Annotated in this window: 25 protein-coding genes; 10 read left to right on the top strand and 15 right to left on the bottom strand. The window is 66.9% G+C overall.

Annotated elements, in window-relative coordinates:
* Positions 1 to 25: 25 nt before the first annotated feature.
* Positions 26 to 1,024 carry a hypothetical protein gene (locus ASC91_RS00575; RefSeq protein ID WP_082532309.1) on the bottom strand — a complete coding sequence of 333 codons (999 nt, stop codon included), beginning with the start codon at positions 1,022 to 1,024 and terminating at the stop codon, positions 26 to 28.
* Positions 1,025 to 1,209: 185 nt separating this feature from the next.
* Here ASC91_RS00575 and ASC91_RS29910 point away from each other — a divergent pair, with 185 nt between their 5' ends.
* On the top strand, positions 1,210 to 1,983 hold the full coding sequence (locus tag ASC91_RS29910) for a PEP-CTERM sorting domain-containing protein (RefSeq protein WP_200955196.1): 774 nt from the start codon (positions 1,210 to 1,212) through the stop codon (positions 1,981 to 1,983).
* Between the two features lie 13 nt (positions 1,984 to 1,996).
* Here the strand turns inward: ASC91_RS29910 and ASC91_RS00565 are convergent, their stop codons facing one another.
* Genes ASC91_RS00565 through ASC91_RS00550 form a run of 4 tightly spaced genes read right to left on the bottom strand, consistent with a single transcriptional unit; the run spans position 1,997 to position 6,484 of the window.
* Positions 1,997 to 2,656 (bottom strand): DUF1080 domain-containing protein, encoded by a 660-nt coding sequence (locus ASC91_RS00565; RefSeq protein WP_056191046.1) that lies wholly within the window; start codon positions 2,654 to 2,656, stop codon positions 1,997 to 1,999.
* A gap of 2 nt (positions 2,657 to 2,658) precedes the next feature.
* Positions 2,659 to 3,273: a gluconate 2-dehydrogenase subunit 3 family protein gene (locus ASC91_RS00560; RefSeq protein WP_056191044.1), complete on the bottom strand. Its 615-nt coding sequence runs from the start codon at positions 3,271 to 3,273 to the stop codon at positions 2,659 to 2,661.
* Between the two features lie 2 nt (positions 3,274 to 3,275).
* Complete coding sequence (locus ASC91_RS00555) at positions 3,276 to 5,075, bottom strand: GMC family oxidoreductase (protein ID WP_056191042.1); 1,800 nt, start codon at positions 5,073 to 5,075, stop codon at positions 3,276 to 3,278.
* Between the two features lie 50 nt (positions 5,076 to 5,125).
* Positions 5,126 to 6,484, bottom strand: coding sequence for an MFS transporter (locus tag ASC91_RS00550; RefSeq protein ID WP_056191038.1), 1,359 nt, complete (start codon positions 6,482 to 6,484; stop codon positions 5,126 to 5,128).
* Between the two features lie 73 nt (positions 6,485 to 6,557).
* Here ASC91_RS00550 and ASC91_RS00545 point away from each other — a divergent pair, with 73 nt between their 5' ends.
* Positions 6,558 to 7,652: a 6-carboxytetrahydropterin synthase gene (locus ASC91_RS00545; protein ID WP_056191037.1), complete on the top strand. Its 1,095-nt coding sequence runs from the start codon at positions 6,558 to 6,560 to the stop codon at positions 7,650 to 7,652.
* A complete protein-coding gene (gene queE, locus ASC91_RS00540) occupies positions 7,649 to 8,278 on the top strand; it encodes a 7-carboxy-7-deazaguanine synthase (protein WP_056191035.1) in 630 nt (209 codons plus the stop codon). The genes ASC91_RS00545 and queE overlap by 4 nt, the downstream gene beginning before the upstream one ends.
* Here the strand turns inward: queE and ASC91_RS00535 are convergent, their stop codons facing one another.
* The 5 genes from ASC91_RS00535 to ASC91_RS00515 all read right to left on the bottom strand — a co-directional run bounded on the left by ASC91_RS00535 (position 8,279) and on the right by ASC91_RS00515 (position 11,976).
* Positions 8,279 to 8,671, bottom strand: coding sequence for a hypothetical protein (locus ASC91_RS00535; protein ID WP_157280973.1), 393 nt, complete (start codon positions 8,669 to 8,671; stop codon positions 8,279 to 8,281).
* Positions 8,672 to 8,747: 76 nt separating this feature from the next.
* Complete coding sequence (locus ASC91_RS00530) at positions 8,748 to 9,464, bottom strand: thioredoxin family protein (protein ID WP_056191033.1); 717 nt, start codon at positions 9,462 to 9,464, stop codon at positions 8,748 to 8,750.
* A gap of 95 nt (positions 9,465 to 9,559) precedes the next feature.
* Positions 9,560 to 9,994 (bottom strand): Sbal_3080 family lipoprotein, encoded by a 435-nt coding sequence (locus ASC91_RS00525; RefSeq protein WP_056191031.1) that lies wholly within the window; start codon positions 9,992 to 9,994, stop codon positions 9,560 to 9,562.
* Between the two features lie 197 nt (positions 9,995 to 10,191).
* Complete coding sequence (locus ASC91_RS00520; protein ID WP_056191029.1) at positions 10,192 to 10,857, bottom strand: OmpW family protein; 666 nt, start codon at positions 10,855 to 10,857, stop codon at positions 10,192 to 10,194.
* A 27-nt stretch (positions 10,858 to 10,884) separates the two neighbouring features.
* Complete coding sequence (locus ASC91_RS00515) at positions 10,885 to 11,976, bottom strand: SGNH/GDSL hydrolase family protein (RefSeq protein ID WP_056191027.1); 1,092 nt, start codon at positions 11,974 to 11,976, stop codon at positions 10,885 to 10,887.
* A 448-nt stretch (positions 11,977 to 12,424) separates the two neighbouring features.
* Between ASC91_RS00515 and ASC91_RS00510 the strand changes: the two genes are divergently transcribed.
* The 3 genes from ASC91_RS00510 (at position 12,425) to ASC91_RS00500 (ending at position 14,021) form a co-directional block, all read left to right on the top strand.
* Positions 12,425 to 12,751, top strand: coding sequence for a nucleotide pyrophosphohydrolase (locus ASC91_RS00510; RefSeq protein WP_056191025.1), 327 nt, complete (start codon positions 12,425 to 12,427; stop codon positions 12,749 to 12,751).
* 5 nt (positions 12,752 to 12,756) lie between these two features.
* On the top strand, positions 12,757 to 13,413 hold the full coding sequence (locus ASC91_RS00505; RefSeq protein WP_056191023.1) for a PolC-type DNA polymerase III: 657 nt from the start codon (positions 12,757 to 12,759) through the stop codon (positions 13,411 to 13,413).
* A gap of 89 nt (positions 13,414 to 13,502) precedes the next feature.
* Positions 13,503 to 14,021, top strand: a complete 519-nt coding sequence (locus ASC91_RS00500; protein WP_056191021.1) for a GNAT family N-acetyltransferase — start codon at positions 13,503 to 13,505, stop codon at positions 14,019 to 14,021.
* 223 nt (positions 14,022 to 14,244) lie between these two features.
* Here ASC91_RS00500 and ASC91_RS00495 read toward each other — a convergent pair whose 3' ends face one another.
* Together ASC91_RS00495 and ASC91_RS29115 are read right to left on the bottom strand one after the other, a co-directional pair.
* Positions 14,245 to 15,297, bottom strand: coding sequence for a hypothetical protein (locus ASC91_RS00495; RefSeq protein ID WP_056191020.1), 1,053 nt, complete (start codon positions 15,295 to 15,297; stop codon positions 14,245 to 14,247).
* 154 nt (positions 15,298 to 15,451) lie between these two features.
* Positions 15,452 to 16,498: an HAF repeat-containing PEP-CTERM protein gene (locus tag ASC91_RS29115; RefSeq protein ID WP_056191018.1), complete on the bottom strand. Its 1,047-nt coding sequence runs from the start codon at positions 16,496 to 16,498 to the stop codon at positions 15,452 to 15,454.
* A gap of 194 nt (positions 16,499 to 16,692) precedes the next feature.
* Between ASC91_RS29115 and ASC91_RS00485 the strand changes: the two genes are divergently transcribed.
* From ASC91_RS00485 to ASC91_RS00470, 4 genes are all read left to right on the top strand, one after another.
* Positions 16,693 to 17,661 carry a YafY family protein gene (locus tag ASC91_RS00485; RefSeq protein ID WP_056191016.1) on the top strand — a complete coding sequence of 323 codons (969 nt, stop codon included), beginning with the start codon at positions 16,693 to 16,695 and terminating at the stop codon, positions 17,659 to 17,661.
* Between the two features lie 94 nt (positions 17,662 to 17,755).
* A complete protein-coding gene (locus ASC91_RS00480; RefSeq protein ID WP_056191014.1) occupies positions 17,756 to 18,064 on the top strand; it encodes a YqjD family protein in 309 nt (102 codons plus the stop codon).
* Between the two features lie 7 nt (positions 18,065 to 18,071).
* Positions 18,072 to 18,455: a phage holin family protein gene (locus tag ASC91_RS00475; protein WP_056191012.1), complete on the top strand. Its 384-nt coding sequence runs from the start codon at positions 18,072 to 18,074 to the stop codon at positions 18,453 to 18,455.
* Positions 18,452 to 18,757 (top strand): hypothetical protein, encoded by a 306-nt coding sequence (locus tag ASC91_RS00470; RefSeq protein ID WP_056191011.1) that lies wholly within the window; start codon positions 18,452 to 18,454, stop codon positions 18,755 to 18,757. Before ASC91_RS00475 ends, ASC91_RS00470 begins: the two co-directional genes overlap by 4 nt.
* On the opposite strand, the gene ASC91_RS00465 is transcribed toward ASC91_RS00470, so the two are convergent.
* From ASC91_RS00465 to ASC91_RS00455, 3 genes are read right to left on the bottom strand one after another with little or no spacing between them, the layout of a single operon-like run.
* Positions 18,754 to 19,170 carry a GFA family protein gene (locus ASC91_RS00465; protein ID WP_056191009.1) on the bottom strand — a complete coding sequence of 139 codons (417 nt, stop codon included), beginning with the start codon at positions 19,168 to 19,170 and terminating at the stop codon, positions 18,754 to 18,756. The genes ASC91_RS00470 and ASC91_RS00465 overlap by 4 nt on opposite strands.
* A 15-nt stretch (positions 19,171 to 19,185) precedes the next feature.
* Complete coding sequence (locus ASC91_RS00460; protein ID WP_056191007.1) at positions 19,186 to 19,770, bottom strand: cob(I)yrinic acid a,c-diamide adenosyltransferase; 585 nt, start codon at positions 19,768 to 19,770, stop codon at positions 19,186 to 19,188.
* A 47-nt stretch (positions 19,771 to 19,817) separates the two neighbouring features.
* A complete protein-coding gene (locus tag ASC91_RS00455) occupies positions 19,818 to 20,879 on the bottom strand; it encodes an acyl-CoA desaturase (RefSeq protein WP_056191004.1) in 1,062 nt (353 codons plus the stop codon).
* Positions 20,880 to 20,988 lie beyond the last annotated feature (109 nt).

The following is a 20,988-nucleotide window of genomic DNA, read 5'->3' as shown; positions in this document are numbered from 1 at the left end:
GGCCCGCAAGAGAGGGGACCTCCGTTCAAGCCGGCCTGAAGCTCCACTTCATCTTGATCTCCGCCTGACCGGTTCCAGCCGGCAGCCGCGCCTGATCCTGGCCCCCTGAACTGAGCTGCACGAGGCGTTGCTGCAGCCAGGGCTGGGCCTCGCGCCATTGCAGGCCGATGCGGCCCTCGTGGCGCTGCTTGCGGCGATTGGCCTCCTCGCGGGTCTGCACGCCCTGCACATCCTGCGGCACCAGGCCCAGCGCCGTCCAGACCCGGCCGTTGCGGGTGTCCAGCACGGCCTGCAGCGTCGGGCAGGGCGCATCGTCACGGCGAGTCTCGCTGCCCTGGGCCGTCTCGGTGAAGGGGACAACGCCCTGCACATCGTTGAAGCGGCCCTGCACGCGCTCGTCCAGCTTGGCGCTCAACTGCAGGTTGCAGGCCATCGGTCCGGTGAACAGCAAGTAAGGCGTGGCCGGGCCGCTATCGTCGGGTGCATCGGCACCGCCACCGGCGGCGCGGCAGGCGTCGCGGGCCTTGCCGGCGGGCTGGCGCTCGCAGGCGGCCACCGCCTGGCCATAGCCCTGCATGACGCCCTGGCTGCCGCGGTTGACGCCGGGCATCGCACCCGCGCTCAAGGCCGACGCCTCGCGCATCAGGCAGGCGCTGTCCTGCCCGCAGCGTGCCTGCAGCGCCTGCGCCTTGGCTTGCATGGCACGCCAGTCGGGCATGGGCGCGGCGGGGGCAGCCGCGGCCACGCGCTGGGCGGCCTCGGCCTGGCGGCGGTGATCTTCGGGGTCCAGCGGGTTGTAGGGGATGGGCGTGCCGTCGCTCTGCAGCAGGGCGCTGAACTGCCAGCGCTGGCTGAGCGTCTGCTCGCCGCGGTCCGCGCCGGCCTGCACGGGGCCCTGGCGCAGCAGTTCGACGTCGAGCACGAGGCGGCGCTGCTGAGCGGTTTGCGCTTGCGTGGTGTCGGCCAGCAAGCTGAAGGCGGCGAGGGCGAGCAGCAGCCTCGGGGCGGTGGGATGTGAAGGCATGGGGAAGAACTCCGGCAGGGATGTGGTGGCCGGCATCGTCGGCCGCAGGCGCCAGCGGCGCATCACCCATGGGGAGCCATGGATTTATGACAGTGCCATGGCTCTCACGTGGCTCTTCGCGGGCGATGCGCCGGGAGGGCCTGAAAAACACACTTCCGGCCGTCAACAACCCTGCCATCACCACCATGAAACTGCTCTTGACCCCCCTCTTGCTGGCTTCGGCCGTGCTGACCGCGAATGCGGCGGCCGGTCAGCCTTTCGCCACTTCCGGTGTTCACGCCAGCGCGGGCGGCCAGACCGCCGGCGGTGCCGGCCAGTCGCACGTCAGCAACAGCTTTGCCAACGTGAACGTGCAGGCTTCCGCCGAGGCGTCGCTGAACACGGGCAGCCTGCATGCCCTGGCCTGGTCCAGCAACAACCCGACGCTGATCAAGGGCTGCCGGCCCGACATGCTGTCGTGCAACTGGGGCACCAGCGCCGACGCCTGGTTCTACGACAAGGTCACGCTGCAGGCCGACGAGAGCCATGACCCGGGCGACCCGGTCAGCTGGAGCTGGTCGGTCGAGGGCGAGACCAAACGCGGCAAATGGTGGAGCGGCTCCTCGGCCACCAGTCGCTTCTATGTCGGGACCAATCCCGAGGGCTGGCGCAACGCCATCACGCTCGACGCCAAGAACAGTTCACGCGAGATCAGCAGCACCTTCCTGGTGCCGGCGCATGGCCAATCGCTGGTGGTCTACATCTATGGCTCGCTGTCCGTGTTCGCCGAAGGCGGCGCGGTGGCAGACTTCTCGCACACCGCCCGCTTCAACTGGGACCTGCCCACGGGCGTCACGGCCACGTCGGCCTCGGGCCATTTCATGACCGCGGCCGTGCCGGAGCCGTCCACCTACGGCCTGATGCTGGCCGGCCTGGCCGTGCTGCCCTGGGCCCGGCGGCGGCTGGCAAGGTGCGGCTGAAGGTCGCCGGTCTTCAGGGCAGCACCTTCACCTTGATATTTCTGAAGTGCACCGTGCTCTCGGGGTCGTGGCCCTGCAGCGCGAAGGTGCCGCTGGCGAGGTAGCGCTGCTCCAAGCCCTTCTTGCGCACGATGGGCGACTCTTCGGTGTAGTCGGCTGTCTTCTCGGCACCGACGAACGTGGTGACGTGCTTGCCCTCGACGCGGATGGTCAGCGTGAACCATTGGCCGTCGGGGGCGATGACCTTGGGGAAGTCCTGCACGCCCCACAGGCCGCCGGTTCGGCTGGGGTCGCTGTGGGAGTTGTTGACCTGCACCTCGTAGCCCAGGCTGGGCCAGCCGACGTCCTGCCACTTGGTGTGGAAATAGACGCCGGAGTTGGCCTTGGCAAAGGTCATCACGTCGGCCTTGAACTCGAAGTTCCTGAAGTCGTGCTGCTGCACGGGGCCGACGTAGAAGAGGTGGGAGCGCGGCCCTTGCACGATGAGGGCACCGTCCTTGACGCTGAAGCTCCCGGGCGCGTCGCTCGCACGCCAGTTCTCCAGCGTCTTGCCGTCGAACAGCAGCTTCCAGCCGGCGGCGGTTTCTTCGGGACTCAGCGTGTTGATGTTCATGTCGGCGGCGTTTGCTGCGGTGGCGAGGGCGAGGCTGGCGGCGAGGGTGGTGGCTTTCATGATCAAGCGACTCCAACGATCTGCAGGACTTTGAGGGGTGGGCCGTCGAAGGTGACGGAGGGCACATTGCCGACGAAGCCGAGATCCTTGCTGCCCTCGGGCGTCGTGTAGAAGCCCCCGGCCGTCAGGTCGCGGAAGCGCTTGAAGAAGCGTGCCGCGGCGGCGCGCTCGGGCTTGGCCTTCTGCACCCAGCAGATGTCGTCGGCGATCTGCGATTGCGCGGTGACATCGAGTTCGGCGAAGCGTTTGCCGAAGCGCAAGCGGCTCTCGGCGTCCAGCCAACCCAGGCCCGCGACGATGACGTCCTTGTCCTTGAGCTGATCTGGGTAGGGCGCGCTGATCCACTCGTCGATGAAGAGGTGGACCTTGAGCTGCGCGGCGCTGGGTGAGTATTCGTCGGCCGGGATGATGAGGCCACACAGCGCCTGCGCGGCACGCGCCTGATCAGCCGTGAAGGTCAGCGGCCACAGCTTGCCGCTGCGATAGGTCGTGGTGAGCTGAGGATCCGTGCCATAGCCCTTGCCTTTGCGCACAGCGGGCGTAGCGCCGGCCGACACCTCCACGCCCATGGCGGCGCTGGCGGCCAGCATCCATTGCAGGGTCTGTCTGCGGTCCATGCTCAGAGCTCCTTCTTGCGCATGCGTTCGACGATGTGGTCCGCCTGGCGCCAGGCCAGGGCCATGATGGTCAGCGTCGGGTTCTTGTCGGCGTTGGACGCGAAGGGCGCCCCGTCGGACAGAAAGAGGTTGGGCACGTCCCAGGTCTGACCCCAGCCATTCGTGACCGAGTTGCGCGCATCCGCGCCCATGATGGCGCCGCCGACCTCGTGGATGATGGAACCGCCCGGCGCGATGGCCTTGGCCCCGTCCAGTTCCGGCCCGCCGTCCTGCACGCGGCCGCCCATGGCGGTGATGATGTCGGCAAAGGTCTTTTGCATGTGCGCAGCCTGGCGGGTCTCGTGCTCGGCCCACTGCCAATGGAAGCGCAGCACCGGGATGCCGAAACGGTCCTTCACCGTCGGGTCAATTTCGCACCAGGACTGCTCGTTGGGGATCATCTCGCCGCGGCCGGCGAAGTGGACGAAGGAGCCGTACAGCCGCCTCACGTCCTGCTTGAAGCGCGCGCCATAGCTGCCCTGGGTCAGCCACTCCAGGCCCGCGCCGGTGCCTGAGGTGGGCATGCGCCGGCCTGTGCTGATCTCGATGTGATAGCCGCGCGGAAAGCCCAGCTTCTTGTGCCAGTCGCGGCCCTGCTGCTGGTAAAGCCACCAGGGCGAATAGGCGTGGCCGCCGCCGGCGCCGTCCTCGTTGTGGGGCGGCAAGGCTTCCAGGCCTGGCACCTGGCCCGACAGGTCGCTGCCAACGGTATCCATGATGTAGCGGCCGAGCTTGCCGCTGGCGTTGGCGAGGCCCCCCGGCTTGCTGTTCAGCAGGATGCGCACCGATTCGCAGGCGCTGGCCGCCAGCACGACGGCGCGGGCCTTGGCCTTGATGTGCTTGCCGGTCTTGCGGTCGACAAAGCGCACGCCGCTGGCCTTGCCGCTGGCGGTCGTCACCTCGTAGACCATGGCGTCGCAGAGCACGTCCAGATTGCCGCTGGCCACCGCCGGCGGCAGGTGCACCGCCGGGCTCTGGTAGGTGGCGCCGATGCTGCAGCCGCGCCCGCAGGGCGTGGCCCAGAAGCAGGCGGCGCGGTCGCGCATGGCCTGGGCGACCAAACCTTGAGCGCGCGGGTTGCCGGGATGCAGCAGGGCGGGGATGCGGGCGTCGTCGAGCTTTTTCGTCAGCACCGCGCGGTGGATGGGCACGACGGGCACGCCCAGCGTCGCCGCATGCTTCTTGATGAGGCGCTCGCCCACGCGCATCGCCGGCGCGGGCAGCAGGCAGCCCTCGGGCGAGTCGGGTGTGTTCTCCAGGCCCTCGTTGCTGCCATAGATGCCGACCAGCATCTCGACCTTGTCGTAGTAGGGCGCCAGATCGTCGTATCCGATCGGCCAGTCAAATCCCAGGCCATCACGGCTGTGGGGCTTGAAGTCGTAGGGGCCGTTTCTCAGCGAGATGCGGCCCCAGTGGTTGGTGCGGCCGCCCAACATGCGTGAGCGCCACCAGTCGAAGCGCTGCTGGGGGTCAGTGGAAGCTTGCGTGTAGGGCTCGCCGGGCACCTGCCAGCCGCCGTCCACCGTCGCGTCGTAGAAGCCGAAGGGCTTGTCCGGCGTGCCGGCACCGCGCAGCGGCGCGTCGGCGTTGGTCTGGAACATCGGCGTCTCGGTGCGGAAGTCGTAGTTGCGGCCGGCCTCCAGCATCAGCACCTTCACGCCCTCCAGCGCCAGCGTGTAGGCCGTCTGGCCGCCACCGGCGCCTGAGCCGACGACGATGACGTCGTAGTCCCTGGCCAAGCTGCGCGTCGTCACGAAACCCATGCACCTCTCCCGCGGAAGACGGCGCAGTGTGCCACCAGCAGAAAGCGTTTTCAGTGGTTGTTGGGTTGGGCTCGGGGGCTGATCAAGGCAGCGACGGTGACGAGCCCCAGCGCCAGCAGCAGCACCGGCAAGACCCGGCGCGTGACGGGGTCGAACAGCAGGCCGGCCAGGGCCAGCGCGGCACTGCTGGTCAGCGCATCACAGAGTTGCAGCGACGAGGTGTTGCTGCCTTGCTGCTCCGGCGGCGACAGCTTGAGCAGCAGCACCGACAGGATGGGGAAGGACAGGCCGATGCCCAGGCCGACGAGCGTCCAGCCCACAAAGACCAGCGCAGAGGGCAGGGCGAACAGCAGCGGCGCGATGACGAGGGTCAGCGCCAGCGCCGTCAATGTGAAACCGCCCGGCAGCAACAGGCGCCTCGATTCGGGCCGCTGCACGCGAGCCTGCAAGGCGCTGCCGATGCTCCAGGTCACCGCGCCGGCGCTCAACGCAATGCCGGCCTGGGTCAGGCTCCAGCCGAAGTGCTGGGTCAGCATCAACGGCAGGAAGGCCTCGGCGCTGGCAAAGGTCGCGGCGATGAGGCCGCGCAGCAGGATGACCGTCGGCAGGCCACGCGCCGCCCTCAGCGTGCCGGCGGGCAGCAGCAGCCGGGCGGCGATGCCGGCGGCCACCAGGCCGGCCGCGAACAGCAGGGCCGAGCTGGCGCCGCTCTGCTGGCTGGCGCTGTGCAGCGTCAGCGCGCCCACACTGGCCAGCAGGGCCCAGCGCATCGCGCCCCAGCGCAGCTCGTCACCGGTGCCCGAGCCCACCCGCTTGAGGGCCGGCAGGATCATCAACGCCGCCACGGGCACGGCCGCCGCGACGACCAGGAAGACGGAGCGCCAGCCGATGAACTGCACGAGGAAGGACGCCAGCGCCGGCCCGACCAGGCCGGGCACGACCCAGGCGCCCGCGAACATGGCGAACATCTTGGGGTGGAGTTGCTGCGGCACGACCTGGCCGACGCCGACATACAGCGTGACGCCCAGCACGCCGCTGCCCAGGCCCTGCAGCGCGCGGCCGAGCACCAGCACGGGCATGGATGGCGCAAAACCCGCCAGCAGCAGGCCAACCAGGAAGGCGGCGAGGCCTGCCAGCGCGGCGCGATAGGGGCCGCGCTTGTCGCAGAGCTGGCCGGCCGCCGTCATGCCCAGCACCGAGGTGGCCAGCGTCGCGCCGAAGGCCAGGGCGTAATAGGGCAGGCCCTGCAAGGCCTCAGCCACGGCCGGCATCGCGGTGGCGACGGCGATGGACTCGAAGGCCAGCATGGAGATCAGCGCGATGGCGCCGATGCAGGCGGCGCTGCGGCCAGGGGCGAAGAGTTTTTCGGACGCGACGGCCGGCGCGTCGATGGGGTCAGCAAGATTCATGGCGATGGAGACTAAAAGCTCAAGCCCACTTCAAGTCAAGCAGGGTTTTGGGGGTGGGCGCGACAATCGCGGCATGTCAGTTTCCGTGTTGCACTGTGCCTCGGCCGGCTTCGAGTCGGCCTGCCGCATTCCCGCCCTGCCCGCCTCCCATCGCAGCCATGGCCTGCATGGCCACAGCTATTTCGCCACCGTCCGCACGGCACTGCCCGCGGGCTGGCCTGCTTTTCCGGGCGGTGAGGTCGAGGCGCTGCGTGCGCGCATGACTGAGACCGTGGCGCCGCTGGATCATGCCTTGCTGAACGACCACCTGGCCGAGCCCACCGACGAGAACCTCGCGCGCTGGGTGCGCCAGCGGCTGGACGTGCCCGGCATCGTGCAGGTGGGCGTGCAAAGCACCCAACACAGCGGCGTGGACCTGGACGGCGCCGGCCATGCGCATGTCTGGCGGCGCTACCGCTTCCAGGCCGCCCACCAGCTGCCGAATGTACCGGCTGGCCACCAGTGCGGCCGCATGCATGGCCATGGCTTCGAGGTCATCCTGCATGCCAATGCGGACCTCGGCGAGCGCGACCTGTCCATCGACTACGACCACCTCGACGAGGTCTGGGCGCCGCTGCATTTCGCGCTGAACTACCGCTGCCTGAACGACATCGCGGGGCTGCAGAACCCGACCAGCGAGAACATCTCGGCCTGGCTGTGGGACAGGCTGAAGCCCGAACTGCCGGAGCTGAGCTGGGTGACCGTCTACGAGACCGGCTCCAGCGGCGCCAACTTCAACGGCAACAGCTACCGCATCTGGAAGGAGATGACGCTGGACAGCGCCGTTCGCATGAAGCACGCGCCCGTTGGCCATCCGCTGGCCGGCATCCATGGCCACACCTTCACGCTGCGGCTGCACCTGGCTGCGCCGCTGGACCAGGTGATGGGCTGGACGGTGGACTTCGGTGACGTGAAGTCGCTGTTCAACCCCATCTTCAAACGGTTGGACCATCACCCGCTGTTTGAGATTGCCAATCTGCCCGACGGTGACGTGGCCTCGATTGCAGCCTGGGTGCTGCGCGAGGGCGGCGCGGTACTGCCGCAGATCGACCGCGTGGACCTGTACGAGACGCGCGGCTCGGGTGCCATCGTCAGCCGGGCTGACTCCGAAGAATTGATCCCCGTATGACGTATTCGGTCAAAGAGCTGTTCTTCACGCTGCAGGGCGAAGGCGCCCAGGCCGGCCGCGCAGCCGTGTTCTGCCGCTTTGCCGGCTGCAACCTCTGGACCGGCCGCGAGCAGGATCGCGCGACGGCGGTCTGCACGTTTTGCGACACGGACTTTGTCGGCACGGATGGCGAGGGTGGCGGCAAGTTCGCAACCGCCAATGCGCTGGCCGATGCGATTGCCAAAGCATGGCCCGGCGGTGGTCGTCCCTACGTCGTCTGTACCGGCGGCGAGCCGCTGCTGCAGTTGGACACGCCGCTGATCGACGCCCTGCACGCCCGCGGCTTCGAGGTCGCTGTCGAGACCAATGGCACGCAACCCGCGCCGCCGGGGCTGGACTGGATCTGCGTCAGCCCCAAGGCCGATGCGCCGCTGGTGCTGACCTCGGGCCACGAGTTGAAGCTTGTCTATCCGCAACCGCTGGCCCAACCGGAGCGGTTTGCGAATCTGGACTTCCAGAACTTCTTCCTGCAGCCCATGGATTCGGTGCTGCAGCGCGAGCACACCAAGGCGGCCGTGGCCTACTGCATGGCCCATCCGCAGTGGCGGCTGTCGGTGCAGATGCACAAGGTCGTCGGCATCGCCTGATCAGCCGCGGCAATAGCCTTCGCCGCTCTTCACGATCAGACAGTCGTGCTTGTCGGCCAGCCATTTCATGCCCGTCTCGGGGCCGCTGCCGGCGCGGATGGTTTCGAGCACGCCATCGCGCGTGAATACGAGCGTGTCGGTGCCGGCCTTGGCGTCGAAGTTGCGTGGACCATCCAGGTTCTGCACCGTGACGCTGTAGGTTCCAGGCCCGCCGGTGATCTCCAGATAGGTGCCTTCGGGGCCGTGCCATCGGCCGACCCAGGGGCTGGACGCCTTGGATGCCGAAGCAGCCGATGCTGGCACCGGTGCTGCCGCGGGGCTATCGACCGACCTGCCGCAAGCGCTCAGCGCGGCAACGCCGGCAGCCAGCATGACAAGAGGGTGGATTCGCATGGCCTTGCGGGATTCAGCGGGGATGGCCAAGTCTGATCGCCTGCGGGGTTCCCTCGTGTCGGAGGACTCCCCGTTTTCAGCAACCGATCTCGACGGCCTGCAAGGTGTGGCCATCGCGCACATCCACGGCTACCGCGAGCCAGCGGCTGGCGTGGCCAGGTTCGGCGGCCTTCACCGGCACGGCCCACTGCGCCGGGCCCCGTCCCTCCCAGAGCGGCAGCTTCCCGTATTCCCGCACGACACTGTCGTGGTTGAGCGTCTCGCCACGGTTCTCGCCAGCGCGCACGCGGCTTTGGTGGCCGTCCTCGACGCGAGCCCACCAGAGCTGGACGTGCGCGGGCGCGCCAGGCAAGGCCTCCGCACTGAGCTTCAGTTCGCCGCTCGCGCTGCGGCTCCAGCCCAACCGTACACGAGCCGGCTCGGCACTCGCCGCGGGCAATGAAGCGCTGCGCCAATCCCGCCCATTGATGACGATTTGCGGTGTGTACGCATAGCGTGAGCCATTAACGCCCACGCCTTGTTTCTGGCGCTCGGTGAAGGCCGGGCTGGAAAACCGATCCGGCCAGCCCAGGCCGTTCCAGTAGTCAACATGAAAGGCTGCCGCGATGACGCCGGGCTGGCCCTTGAGGCCGCTCAGCCAGCGGTCCGCCGGCGGGCAGGAGGAGCAGCCTTCGGATGTGTAGAGCTCGACGATGCGCGGCACCGTCGCGCCGCTTTGCACGGTTGTAGCAGGACAGCTTTGGGCGCCGGCGAGAGGCGTGGCCATGGCGAGGAGCAGGGCAGTCAGCTTCATGGGGCATGAGTCGACCATGATCGACAAACCTGACATGCCAGAACGACAAAGGGAGCCCGCAGGCTCCCTTCTGCGCTATGAGTCCGGCCGCCTGCTCAGGCGCCGGCGCCACCCGGGAACAGTTGATTGACCAGTTCGGTAATCTTCTTGTCGGCGTCGATGAACTTGCCCATGTTGCCACCGCCGCGCGTCGAGTCGTACTTGGCTTCACCGACCGGCTTACCGTTGTTGTAGACCTTGATCTCCGCGTAGGCCATGTACAGGGCAAGGTCCCAGCGCCAGTTGGCCGTGTAGGTCGACGTGATCGGGCATTCGATCAGCGAGGCGCCAGCCGGCAGCTTGCGGACCGCATAGCCCTTGGCCTCGAGCGCCTTCCTGTAGCTCTCGAAAACCCCTTCCCTGACGTCGCCGTTATGGACGATGCAGATCTGCTTGGCCTCCAGCCGCTCGACCGGCTGCACGGTCTGATGGATGGCACAGCCGCCCAAGGATGCAGCAGCGGCAATGATCAGCAGTGTGTGGATCCTCATGATGATTTCCCTCCCGAAAGTTGTTTGGATTTGGTGCTCTTCGCGGCTTGCGATCAGCGGGGGCACTATGCCGATGAATGTCACCAGTTGTGACTTGAACTTCGCTCATTGCCCTCGGCGGCCGTGACGGCTTCACGAGAGGCCCAAAGAAAAGGGAGCCCGCAGGCTCCCTCTTGGTGATCGGCCTGGAAGCCGGATCAGAAGCGATAACCAATCCCGAACTTGACGGACACCGGGTCCAGCGTCGTCTCGATGGTCTGGCCAGTAGACAGGCTGCCGGTCGTCTTGATGAAGGTCTTGGTGACTGCCAGACTGGCGGACCAGTCCTTGGTGATGTTGAAGGCACCACCGAGTTCCATGGTCGTGCCGAAGCGGCTCTTCATGGACAGCGTCGTCGGGCTGGCGGGCGAGCCACCGGTGAGGCCGGACAGTGCGGCCGTGGCGCGTGGCTTGAAGAAGTAGCCATAGGTGACGCCCGCGCCGACAAAGGGACGGAAGCTGCTGTTGGCGTCGCCGAAGCGGTACTGGGCCAGCAGCGTCATCGGCAGGGACTTGACCGTGCCGAGCTTGCCCGAACCTTCGATGGCGCCAGCACCAACGACGTCGTGCTTGAACGGCAGCGCGATCGGCAGATCGATGCTGATGTTGTCGGTCCAGTAGTAAGTCACGCCGCCGACGAAGGAGCTGGCCTTCTTCACGTCGACCTTGGTGCCCGCCAGGCTGGGCGCGGTCAGATCACCGCTGTCGACATGCGGGTTGATCTGTGCGGCACCGCCATAGACGACGATGCTGCCGGCCGATTGCGCGTGAACGAGGCCGGTAGCGGAGAGCAGGGTGACTGCGAGCAGGGATTTGATGTTCATGAAGTTCTCCTGAAGGGTCACGCGGACTCAGAGCCAGCCTTTGCGAGCCAGTTCCAGGGACACCACCTGCGACAGCAATTGATTCCCGAACGGGGTGGGGTGGACGGAGTCGGCGAACAGGTAGTGACTGACATCGCCGCTGATGACGTTGTTGGCGCTGCAGACCAGCGACGAACCCAAGGGGTTCTTGGCCGCGCTCAGATCACAGGCCGGCGTGGTGACATTGCTCAGGCTGAACTTCGCAGGATCGGCAATCTGGTCACGCACCCCTTGGGCGGCATCAACCCAACCCACGTCAGCGCCGGCCAGGCCGGTCTTGAGTTGGTCGTTGAAGGTATTGACCATCTGCAGGATCAGGCCCTGCGTGGCTGCGGGCAGGCTCTTGGCGAAAGGCGTCAGGCTCACGTCGGGCAGGTTGATGACCACGACGTTCTTGGCACCCTTGCCCACCACCAGCGCCTTGACGTAGCCGGCCAGTTCCGCACCGGCCTTGCCCATCTCGGTCACGCCCTTGGTGGCAGCGGCCGTCGGGTCACCGCCAGCGGCGATGGTGGCCTGCACGGTGGCCAGGTTGATGAACACATCATTGCCACCGGCATAGACGAAGACGAGCTCGGTGCCCTTGAAGCTGCCACCGACTGCCGTCAGGTGGTTCTGCATCTGCGTGACGACGGGCACCGTGAGCTGGCCCAGCACGGCGTTGGAACCACCCAGCAGCTTGTTGCCCGGGCCGACCGGGTTGGTCACTCGCGCGCCACCCTGACCGTAGGCGAAACAACCCGCGTTGTTCTTGACGGGCACGCTGAACCCCTGGGAAGCCAGGCCGTCCAGGCCTTGCTGGGCCGGGCAGGGCTTGGGCAGGCCGTAAAGCGTGGCAATGCGTTCCACCCAATGCGGGCCAACGCCATTGACGGTGTACTGACCACCACCCAGGGCGGCAACAGTACCGACCTTGTAGGTGCCCTGGTCGCTTAGGCTGTCACCGAAGGACACCACACTGGTGGGAGTGAACTTGGGCGTCGTGTCCGCCGAGGCGCCACCGCCTCCGCAGCCCGCCACCAGCAGGCTGCCCAACAGCGCCACCGAGGCGGCGGCGATCCGGGTGAGGAAGGGTTTCATTGTTGTCTCCTAGGCGACACCGCAACATCGCAGTGCATTCAATTCGGGAGCGCAACTCTAGCCGCAGCTTTTTAGAACGGTCGTTCGTTTTTCCCCTCATTCCGCGTAAAGAAACAACGCCGACGGCTTGGGGAAGGCCTGCGCAAGCGCCGCGATCCACAGGGGCTGTACCGCCTTGGGCAAGTCTGTGGATGGTTCTGGCACAACTGGGCAGATATCCACAGGCCGACGACCTTTCGCGAAGTTGTTCCCAATCGAGGGTCAATCCATCAGGCTACGGCGCACAGGCTTGTGCGGCTGCCAAGCGCTTGTGCCGCAAGGACTTTTTGCCCTTGTCCACAGCGCAGGCGGTGCACTACTACGATCACTACCTTTGAAATCTTGAATACTGTTTAGGAATACACGGGACACTTTCGGCGATGCAACGACCCTCATACGCGCTCCCCTGATGGACATTCCGACCCTGCAGCAGCGTCTGCGCCAGTTCGCCAGCGACCGCGACTGGCAGCCCTACCAGACGCCAAAGAACCTTGCGATGGCCATGACGGTGGAGGCCGCCGAGCTGCTGGAAATATTCCAGTGGCTGACTCCCGAGCAATCCCTGAGCCTGAGCGACGACCAGCGCCGCCATCTCGGCGAAGAGCTGTCGGACGTGCTGCTGTACCTCGTGCAGATTGCCGACCATGGCGGCGTGGACCTGGATGCCGCCGTCGAGCGCAAGCTGGCAATGAATGCCCTGAAACACCCGCCCAGGCATCCACCGAAGAAGTCTTGACGAAGATGACGCAAACCATCGCCGTCGTCGACTTCGAAACGACCGGTCTCGGGCCCACCAGCGGCGGCCGTGCCACCGAGATCGCTGCCGTGCTCGTGCGTGGCGGCATGGTCGTCGACGCCTGGAGCAGCCTGATGAACAGCGGCGCCTGGGTGCCGCCCTTTATTCAGTCCCTCACCGGCATCAGCAACGAGATGCTGGCCAACGCGCCGGACTCGCCCACGGTCATGCGCGAGCTGGCCCGTTTCACCCAGGGCTGCCCGCTCGTCGCGCATAACGCTTCTTTCGACCGGGGCTTCTGGCATGCCGAGATGGAGCGCGCCGGCGTGGCGCGCGACCCGGCCCACGAGTTCGCCTGCACCGTGCTGTTGTCGCGCCGGCTCTGGCCCGAGGCCAAGAGCCACGGCCTGGGTGCGATCACGCAGTTCCACGGCATCCGCTTCGACGGCCGTGCCCACCGGGCGATGGCCGATGCTCGCGTGACGGCGGAGTTGTTACTGAAGGTTCAGAACGAGGTCGCGCGACGCTTTGCGTTGGACCTGGGCGACGCCGCTGTGGATCACGCACTGATGCTGGAGTTGCAGCGCACGCCGTTGCGCTGGCTCAGGCGCGGCCTGGTCGACCATGTGAAGGCCTGTCGCGCCAATTCCTTGGCTGCTTGAGCGGATAAAAAATTCTGTCAAGACCCTGCAGCTCATCATCGGGCTAGGACAATCGCGCCCTTTCGTCCCGTGCTATTGCCAAGAGTTCCATGTCCGTGATCCAGGTTCGCCCCGCCACCCTGCGCGATGCCAAGGCCATCGCCGAGATCCATGTCGCTGCCAGCCAGGACGCCTACAAGGCCCTCCTGCCCGCCGCCGCGCTGGATGCGATGTCGGTGCAAAAGCGCCAAGCCTTCTGGCGTGAGGCCATCGACCTCTGCGAGCCGCAGGTCATCGTTGCCCATCTGGACAACAAGATCATGGGTTTCGCCGGCTTCGATCGCTCCCGCGACAAGGGCACGCCCGCCACGACCGGCGAGGTCTGGGCCATGTTTGCCGACCCGGTGCACTGGGACAAGGGCGTCGGCCTGGCGCTGTGGGATGCCACGCGCGACGGCCTGCAGGAAGAAGGCTGCACCAAGGCCACGCTGTGGTGCTATCTGCGCAACGAGCGCGCCCTGCGCTTCTTTGAGCTGGCCGGCTTCAAGCGTGAACTCGGCAGCGCCCGCACCTCCGAAGTCGGCGGTGCGCGTGTCGAAGAGATCCGACTGCATCGCTCCCTCGTCTGAGGCCATCGCACCGTGAGCAAAGCGCCCTGCGGGGCGCTTTGTCTTTTCCTTGGTGCTGTCGTCAAGGTATCTGGGTGTTCCGGGCCGAGCGCCGGGCCGCTCCCTAGCCGGCCCGCGCTGGCGAAGTGCTTGCGGCTCAACGCCGCAAGCGTCGCCGTCCCCTCGGGGGACCGGTCAGGCGCGCCCGCGTTCAGCAGGGCGAGACTGGACGAGGGGTCCTATTTCAAGCCGCGTAACCGCCAGTGGCCAGGGCCCAGCCATCGGTGGCGTCGTCGTGGCGCTGGATGTGCACGGGGCTGAGCTTCTTGGCGGCCGCGCGCTCGACCAGGTTCTCCGCCTGCTCGGCCGTCAGCTGCAGCGCGAAGCGGGCCCAGCGCTTTTGCACCAGGGGCAGGGTCCAGGCATCTTCAAGTGCCCAGCGGATCTGATGCGGCTCCTGCAGCTCGGCAGCCGCCAGCACGCGAGGGGCCAGGGCGAGCAGGAAGCGGTTGAAGTCGGTGCGCAGCGTGTCGGTGGGCAGCAGGGCCTCGAGGCGGCTCAGGCGGGCGCTCCAGCCGGGCGTGGCGAGCTGGCGTGTGACCAGGGCCTGCAGGGCCTGGATGGGATTGAACAGACGCAGGCGATTGGGCGGCAGCACGTGCAGCGGAATCAGCGCGGCTTGCTCGTGGCTCAGCGGTGTGACAAAGCTGGCCAGCACAGCCAGGCGCTGCCACTCGGCCTCGGCCAGGCCGCCAATGCGCGTGATGGGGCCGGCGGCGCAGCTGGCGGCCATGTCCGCCAGCGCTTGGTGATTGCGATGCCCCTTGGCCCGGTTGGCGCGGCGACTCATGACGGCCAGGTTGCCGGCCGCATAACCAGCGTCGTCGCGGACGCGGTCGATGCTGGTGCTCTCGCCGTCCAGCAACTCCCGGCTGATGGGGCAGTGCTGGGTTTCCAGCTGGGCGAGATGGTGCGGCGTAAGCTGGATGTCCTCGAAGCTGCGGCCGCGTGCCCAGGCGTGGGTGCGCAGGGCCAGCCAGCGCTCGACCTGCGGGCTGGCCGGCGTGCGCACCGGGCGGCCACGTGAGGCCAGCCAGCCGCGCTGCAGTGGCGACTGCGGGTAGAGATGGGCGATGGGCGGCGTGATGCCATGCAGGGCGTAGTCGCGGCCCAGGGCCAGGCCGGTGCGCTCGTGGGCGCTGACCAGAGCAGAGGTGTCGTCCATGTCCAGGTCGAACTGGACCAGCGGGCTGCTCTGGAGGCGGGGGGTGATCTGGGCGTTGATGACGGCTTGCATGACTGACTCCTGATTGAGAGGCACGCCTGAGAGTCGCGGGCCTTGGATATCAGTTTGTGAGCCAGGTAGCTCAATAGGTGATCTACCCTGTGAAAAAAATCAGATGCGCATAAAAAAGGCACCGTAAGGTGCCCTTCGGAAGGCCGACGGAAATTCAGCCGCGGCGCCGGCGCAGCTTGGCGCCCACCACGGCGACCCCCGCAAGGGTCAGGGCCATTGAGCCCGGTTCGGGCACGCTGGTCACGCTGAGGAGCAAGGACATGCAGCCCTGCTGCTGATGGCAGCCGGACGCAAGAATGGTTCCGTTGTCGTTGATCCGCTGGGCCTCGCCGATCAGCCAGTCGGACGAGCCGACCAGGTTGTTCAGGTCGTACATGGTGCCGCCCGTGTAGAGGAAGCCATGACCGAAGCCGTCGATGCCGTTGTTGGAAATGCCAACGACGTCGCCCGCGGCGTTGATGTCTTTGCCCTGGCTGTAGGAGCCGCCCAGGGTGCCCAGATCGATCATCTGCCCGCCGCTGTACCGGAAGGCGCGAGTGAAGCTGTCCGCGGTGTAGGAATATCCGGTGGCCTGACCCCCATCGTTGATGGCCGCCGGAATGCTGAGGGCCGACCCCAAGGTGCCGAGGTCCGTCATTGCGCCCTGGCTGAAGATGGCCGCATGGCCGCCGGCAGTGCCGAGGATCTGGCTGTGGTTGTTGATGGCCGTGACGTCGGTGAAGCTGGCGCCCAGGGTGGCCAGATTGATCATCTGCCCGCCGCTGTAGAGGAAGGTCGCGGAGTTCTTGTTGCCGGCGGTGACCGACATTCCTACGACCTCACCCGCGTTGTTGACGCCGTAGGCTTGGCTGAAGCTTCCGCCCAGCGTGCCCAGGTCGGTCATCTGCCCGTTGCTGTAGAGGAAGGCACGGATGTCGGGATAGCTGCTGGAATAGGACCCGCCCACCACCTGGCCGACGTCGTTGATGGCTTGGGCGTCGGTGGGGCTGTACCCGTTGCCCAGCGGATTGGTCCCGCCCAGGCCGCCGATGTTTACCGTGTTGCCGCTGCCGTACAGGAAGCTATACGTCGCGCCATTGGCATTGGGCAGATAGGCCAGCCCAGTCACCTGGCCGGCGTTGTTGAGGTCCTTGGCATAGCTGGTGGGATATAGCGATTGCACGGCCAGCGGTGTGACCGAATAGGTCGGCGCTGCAGCCATGCACTCGGCGCCAAGGGCTGCCCAGAAAAGTCCCGCGCAGATTTGACGCAAGAATGATGTCGACGGATTCATGTCACTCTCCCTGCCTGCTCCCGGATGTTTGGCATCCGTGAAGCAGGCTATTGATTTGTTGGCCGATTCAAGCCCGCCGAGTGTGCAGAGATGCCAGCGGTCGGGGCACTGAGAAAACCCGAATGGACCGCACCGAACGCTTTTACAAGATCGAGCAGCTGATCCGCTCCCGCGGCTGCGTGTCATTCGCCGAGTTGATCGAGGCGCTGGAGGTGTCGCCAGCCACGCTCAAGCGCGACCTGGCCTACCTGCGGGAGCGGCTGGACGCGCCCATCGAGTACGACGCCGGCGAAAACGGCTACCGTTTCGGCCAGCAGTGGCGTGGCGGCAAGCATGAGCTGCCGGGCGTCTGGTTCAACGAGGCCGAACTGCACGCCCTCCTGACCATGCAGCAGATGCTGGCCGGCCTGGATGAGCAGGGTGTCGTGGGCCGCCACCTGCAGCCCATGTTCGACAAGATCACCGGCATGCTGGGCGTGGATGCGGCCGAGGCCGATGAGCTGCGGCGGCGCGTCAGGCTGATTGGCACGGCACGCCGGCGCATGGCCAGCGACAGCTTCGAGACCGTGGGCAGCGCTGTCGTCAAGCGCAAGCGCCTGGCCATCCGCTACCGCAAGAAACGCGATGGGGCGGGCAGCGAACGCGAGGTCTCGCCGCAGCGCCTCGTGCATCATCGCCACGCCTGGTATCTGGATGCCTGGTGCCATGCCAGCGACGCCTATCGCCGCTTTGCCCTGGACGGCATCGAGGCGGCGACGCTGCTGGACGCCGACGCCCGGCCTGTGCCCCTGGCCGAGCTGGAAGCCGAACTCGACCAGGGCTACGGCATCTTCGCCGGTGGCACGCCGCGCGAGGCCGAGCTGGTCTTCAGCGCCGGCACGGCGGCCTGGGTGTCGCGCGAGGAATGGCACCCGGCCCAGCAGAGCGAATTCCTGCCCGACGGCCGCTGGCGGCTGCGCCTGCCCTATGTCGATGACACCGAGTTGCTGATGGACCTGCTGCGCCATGCCGGCCAGGTGGAGGTGCTGGCGCCGGCCGCCTTGCGCGAGGCCTATGCGCAGCGCTTGCGGCAAGCGGCCGCGGCCTTGTAGGACAAGCCCGCTTCAATCGTGGTGGGGCATGTCAGGCCATGTCCAATCGCGTTAGGCTGCAAGCGTGTTTGATCCCCCGATCAAGGAGCCAGCGATGAGTGATACCAGCCAGGCGAAGGAAAAATTGGCCTCGGACTTCCGTGCGGTGATGGAAGACATCGACGCGCTGATGACGGCCACGACCAACAAGGCGGACGGCGAGGTGAAGGCCTTGCGCGCCCGCATCCAGGACCGGCTGTCCGGTGCCAAGGACAAGCTGCTGGACGCCCAGCACGAAGCCCTCCAGCGCGCCAAGGATGCCGCCGTCGCCACCGACGACTATGTGCATGCCAACCCCTGGCAGGCCATCGGTGCCGCGGCAGCCGTGGGCCTTGCGATTGGCGTGTTGATCGGCCGCCGCTGAGCCCCGCTTGAGCGACGCCAAGGAACCCGTCTCCGCGCCGCTGCGGCGGCTCGGGGTGTCGTTGCTGACGCTCAGCCGCATTCGGCTTGAGCTGTTTGCCATCGAGGCCCAGGAGGAGAAGGAGCGTATCGCCAGCCTGCTGCTTTGGGCGGTGCTGGCCGCGTTGCTGGCGGGCTTTGGCCTGCTGATGGGGCTGGTGTTGATCACGGTCGCCTTCTGGGACGATCACCGGCTGCTGGCTCTGGGCGGCGGTACGGTCGTTCTGATCGTTGCGGCCGTCGTCGCCGTGCTCAAGGTAAAGAAGCTGATCGATCAGCCGGCTAGCCTGTTCCAGTCCAGCATCGGTGAGTTGCGCGCTGACGCCGAAGCGCTGCGCCGGCCAGGGCCATGATCCCCAGGATCCCGGCCGACCCGGCTCTGCGCAGCGAGCGCAAGGCCAATCTGCTGCTGGCATCCGAGTTGATGCGCGGCCAGGCTGCACTGTCGGTGGACGATATCGGCCAGCGCGCTGACGGCTGGGTGCTGCGCATCCTGGCCTGGCGCGATCTGCTGTCCAACCCCATCGTGCTCGCCGCGGCCGGCGGCGGAGCGGCCTTGTTTGCCGGCGCGGGGGCAGACCGACGTGGCAAGCTCTGGCGCGGGCTGCGCTGGGCCTGGCTGGCCTACAAGGTCTGGGGCCGGCGCAAGCGCTAGGCTAGCGGGCTGTCGCGGCCGCGCATGTGAGCCGGGGTGCTGTCCAGCTCAGGCAGCCAGGGCATGGCCGAGTCTTTCCAGACCTGCACCACGGGCTTGAGCTGGGCGCGCTCGTTCACGCAGCCCAGGCGGATGTTCAGCGTCTCGGGTACGTCGGCTTCCGTGGCGAAGAGCTGGGTGCCGCAATCCCCGCAGAAGGCCTGTGCACGGCGGTTGCCGCTGGCTGCGACCTTCACATACTGCTTGGGCGTGCCCACCAGTTCGACCTGATCCGCCGGAACGGCGATCACCGCGCGGAACGGGCCGCCGGAGATGATCTGGCAGTCCGCGCAGTGGCAGGCAAAGACCTTGGCGGGATCGGCAGTCGCCGAGAAACGGATGGCGCCGCAGTGGCATTGACCGGTGATTTGCATATGGGCCCCTGGGCTTCAGTTGTCGGCCGCGTCCAGCCGCTTCATGCGCTCGCTCTGCCAGTAGACGTCGTCGCCACCCAGGCCGTCGAGGTTGGCGCGGTTGAGCACGCGGGACAGCACGAAGAGCAGGTCGGACAGGCGGTTCAGGTACTGGCGCGGCGCGGCGCGCACGGGCTCGGCGGTGGCTACCTGAATGACGGCGCGCTCGGCACGGCGGGCAATCGTGCGGCAGACATGGGCGATTGCCGCACTGCGCGTGCCGGCCGGCAGGATGAATTCCTTGAGCCGCGGCAGATGCTCGTTGTAGTGCTCCAGCGCTTCATCCAAGCGCAGCACGGCGGCGTCCTTCAGCAGTTCGCCGCCCGGCCAGGACAGCTCCCCACCCAGGTTGAAGAGCTCATGCTGGATGGTGACGATGAGGTCGCGGATGTCGTCGGGCAGGGGTTCGGCCAGCAGCAGGCCGAGGTTGGAGTTCAGCTCGTCGACATCACCCATGGCCTGCACGCGCAGATGGGTCTTGGGCACGCGGCTGCCGTCGGACAGGCCGGTGGTGCCGTCGTCGCCGGTGCGCGTGGCGATCTGTGAAAGTCGGTTGCCCATGATGGCGGATGCAGGTCGGTGATCGGACCTGCATCCTGCCTGAATCTTCAGGCTGCAGCCGTCTTGGGCGGCAAGGTGTTGACCAGGATGCGCTTCATCACCGTCAGGTACTGCCTGAACAGGCTGCCGGTGTTGTAGCGCAGGCCGTACTTGCGGCACAGCGCCTGTACTTGCGGTGCGATCTCGACGTAGCGGTGGGCGGGCATGTCGGGAAAGAGGTGGTGCTCGATCTGGTGGCTCAGGTGGCCGGTGAGGATGTGGAACCAACGCCCGCCGGTCAGGTTGCTGGAGCCTGCCAGCTGGCGCAGATACCAGTCGCCGCGGGTCTCGTTGAGGCAGTCTTCCTGCCGGTAGATGGCCACATGCTCGGTGAAGTGGCCGCAGAAGATGACCACATAGGTCCACAGGTTGCGGATCAGGTTGGCCGCGAAATTGCCGGCCAGCACGCGCGGCGCGCTCCACAGCGCCAGCGCCGGGAACAGCAGATAGTCCTTGAACCACTGCTTGCCCACCTTGCTCAGAAAGCGGTTCAGGCGCTCCTTGAACACGGGCTTGGGGACGGCGCCATGCTTGTAGCGGCCCAGCTCCAGGTCATGCGAGCCGACGCCGTACTGGAAGCCCAGGGCCAGCATCAGGTTGGCCAGCGGCTGCAGCCAGTGGCGCGGCTTCCACTTCTGCTCGGGCGTCATGCGCAGCAGCGAGTAGCCCAGGTCACGGTCCTTGCCGAGGATGTTGGTGTAGGTGTGGTGGGTGACGTTGTGCGAATGGCGCCAGGCCTCGCCGTCACAGGCGATGTCCCACTCGAAGGTCTGGGAGTTCAGTGCCGGGTCGCCGGTCCAGTCGTACTGGCCGTGCATGACGTTGTGGCCGATCTCCATGTTGTCGAGGATCTTGGCGTGGGCCAGCGCCAGCACGCCGGCGATCCAGCTCAAGGGCCCGACGCCGAAATGCAGCAGCGCACGGCCGCCCACCTCGCTGGCGCGGCACAGCGCGATCATCTTGCGGATGTGGTCGACGTCGGCCTGGCCGAGCGAGTTCATGACGCCGGCGCGGATGGCGTCGAGCTCGGCCTGGAATTCATCGACTTGGGGGCGGGTCAGGGTGTGCATGGCGAGCCTAGAAACGGCAGTTGGACGCGCCCGAAGGAGACGCGGTGGGGTGCGCTGACAAGGCGCGACGATGAAGTGGGCTCATGCCCACGAAGAGGAGCAACGCCGG

It is taken from the genome of Pelomonas sp. Root1237, from assembly GCF_001425055.1.
Lineage (GTDB): Bacteria > Pseudomonadota > Gammaproteobacteria > Burkholderiales > Burkholderiaceae_C > Pelomonas.
Note: the sequence above shows the minus strand (reverse complement) of the source record. Positions and strands in the feature narration are given on the sequence as shown.

Coding starts and splice junctions, on each gene's coding strand:
- ASC91_RS00480 (WP_056191014.1), top strand. CDS start 17,756: ATGAGTGATACCAGCCAGGCGAAGGAAAAATTGGCCTCGGACTTCCGT.
- ASC91_RS00555 (WP_056191042.1), bottom strand. CDS start 5,075: ATGGGTTTCGTGACGACGCGCAGCTTGGCCAGGGACTACGACGTCATC.
- ASC91_RS29115 (WP_056191018.1), bottom strand. CDS start 16,498: ATGGCTGCAGCGCCGACCTATTCGGTCACACCGCTGGCCGTGCAATCG.
- queE (WP_056191035.1), top strand. CDS start 7,649: ATGACGTATTCGGTCAAAGAGCTGTTCTTCACGCTGCAGGGCGAAGGC.
- ASC91_RS29910 (WP_200955196.1), top strand. CDS start 1,210: ATGAAACTGCTCTTGACCCCCCTCTTGCTGGCTTCGGCCGTGCTGACC.
- ASC91_RS00520 (WP_056191029.1), bottom strand. CDS start 10,857: ATGAACATCAAATCCCTGCTCGCAGTCACCCTGCTCTCCGCTACCGGC.
- ASC91_RS00515 (WP_056191027.1), bottom strand. CDS start 11,976: ATGAAACCCTTCCTCACCCGGATCGCCGCCGCCTCGGTGGCGCTGTTG.
- ASC91_RS00485 (WP_056191016.1), top strand. CDS start 16,693: ATGGACCGCACCGAACGCTTTTACAAGATCGAGCAGCTGATCCGCTCC.
- ASC91_RS00525 (WP_056191031.1), bottom strand. CDS start 9,994: ATGAGGATCCACACACTGCTGATCATTGCCGCTGCTGCATCCTTGGGC.
- ASC91_RS00505 (WP_056191023.1), top strand. CDS start 12,757: ATGACGCAAACCATCGCCGTCGTCGACTTCGAAACGACCGGTCTCGGG.
- ASC91_RS00565 (WP_056191046.1), bottom strand. CDS start 2,656: ATGAAAGCCACCACCCTCGCCGCCAGCCTCGCCCTCGCCACCGCAGCA.
- ASC91_RS00495 (WP_056191020.1), bottom strand. CDS start 15,297: ATGCAAGCCGTCATCAACGCCCAGATCACCCCCCGCCTCCAGAGCAGC.
- ASC91_RS00550 (WP_056191038.1), bottom strand. CDS start 6,484: ATGAATCTTGCTGACCCCATCGACGCGCCGGCCGTCGCGTCCGAAAAA.
- ASC91_RS00535 (WP_157280973.1), bottom strand. CDS start 8,671: ATGCGAATCCACCCTCTTGTCATGCTGGCTGCCGGCGTTGCCGCGCTG.
- ASC91_RS00465 (WP_056191009.1), bottom strand. CDS start 19,170: ATGCAAATCACCGGTCAATGCCACTGCGGCGCCATCCGTTTCTCGGCG.
- ASC91_RS00575 (WP_082532309.1), bottom strand. CDS start 1,024: ATGCCTTCACATCCCACCGCCCCGAGGCTGCTGCTCGCCCTCGCCGCC.
- ASC91_RS00560 (WP_056191044.1), bottom strand. CDS start 3,273: ATGGACCGCAGACAGACCCTGCAATGGATGCTGGCCGCCAGCGCCGCC.
- ASC91_RS00545 (WP_056191037.1), top strand. CDS start 6,558: ATGTCAGTTTCCGTGTTGCACTGTGCCTCGGCCGGCTTCGAGTCGGCC.
- ASC91_RS00470 (WP_056191011.1), top strand. CDS start 18,452: ATGATCCCCAGGATCCCGGCCGACCCGGCTCTGCGCAGCGAGCGCAAG.
- ASC91_RS00500 (WP_056191021.1), top strand. CDS start 13,503: ATGTCCGTGATCCAGGTTCGCCCCGCCACCCTGCGCGATGCCAAGGCC.
- ASC91_RS00530 (WP_056191033.1), bottom strand. CDS start 9,464: ATGAAGCTGACTGCCCTGCTCCTCGCCATGGCCACGCCTCTCGCCGGC.
- ASC91_RS00455 (WP_056191004.1), bottom strand. CDS start 20,879: ATGCACACCCTGACCCGCCCCCAAGTCGATGAATTCCAGGCCGAGCTC.
- ASC91_RS00460 (WP_056191007.1), bottom strand. CDS start 19,770: ATGGGCAACCGACTTTCACAGATCGCCACGCGCACCGGCGACGACGGC.
- ASC91_RS00510 (WP_056191025.1), top strand. CDS start 12,425: ATGGACATTCCGACCCTGCAGCAGCGTCTGCGCCAGTTCGCCAGCGAC.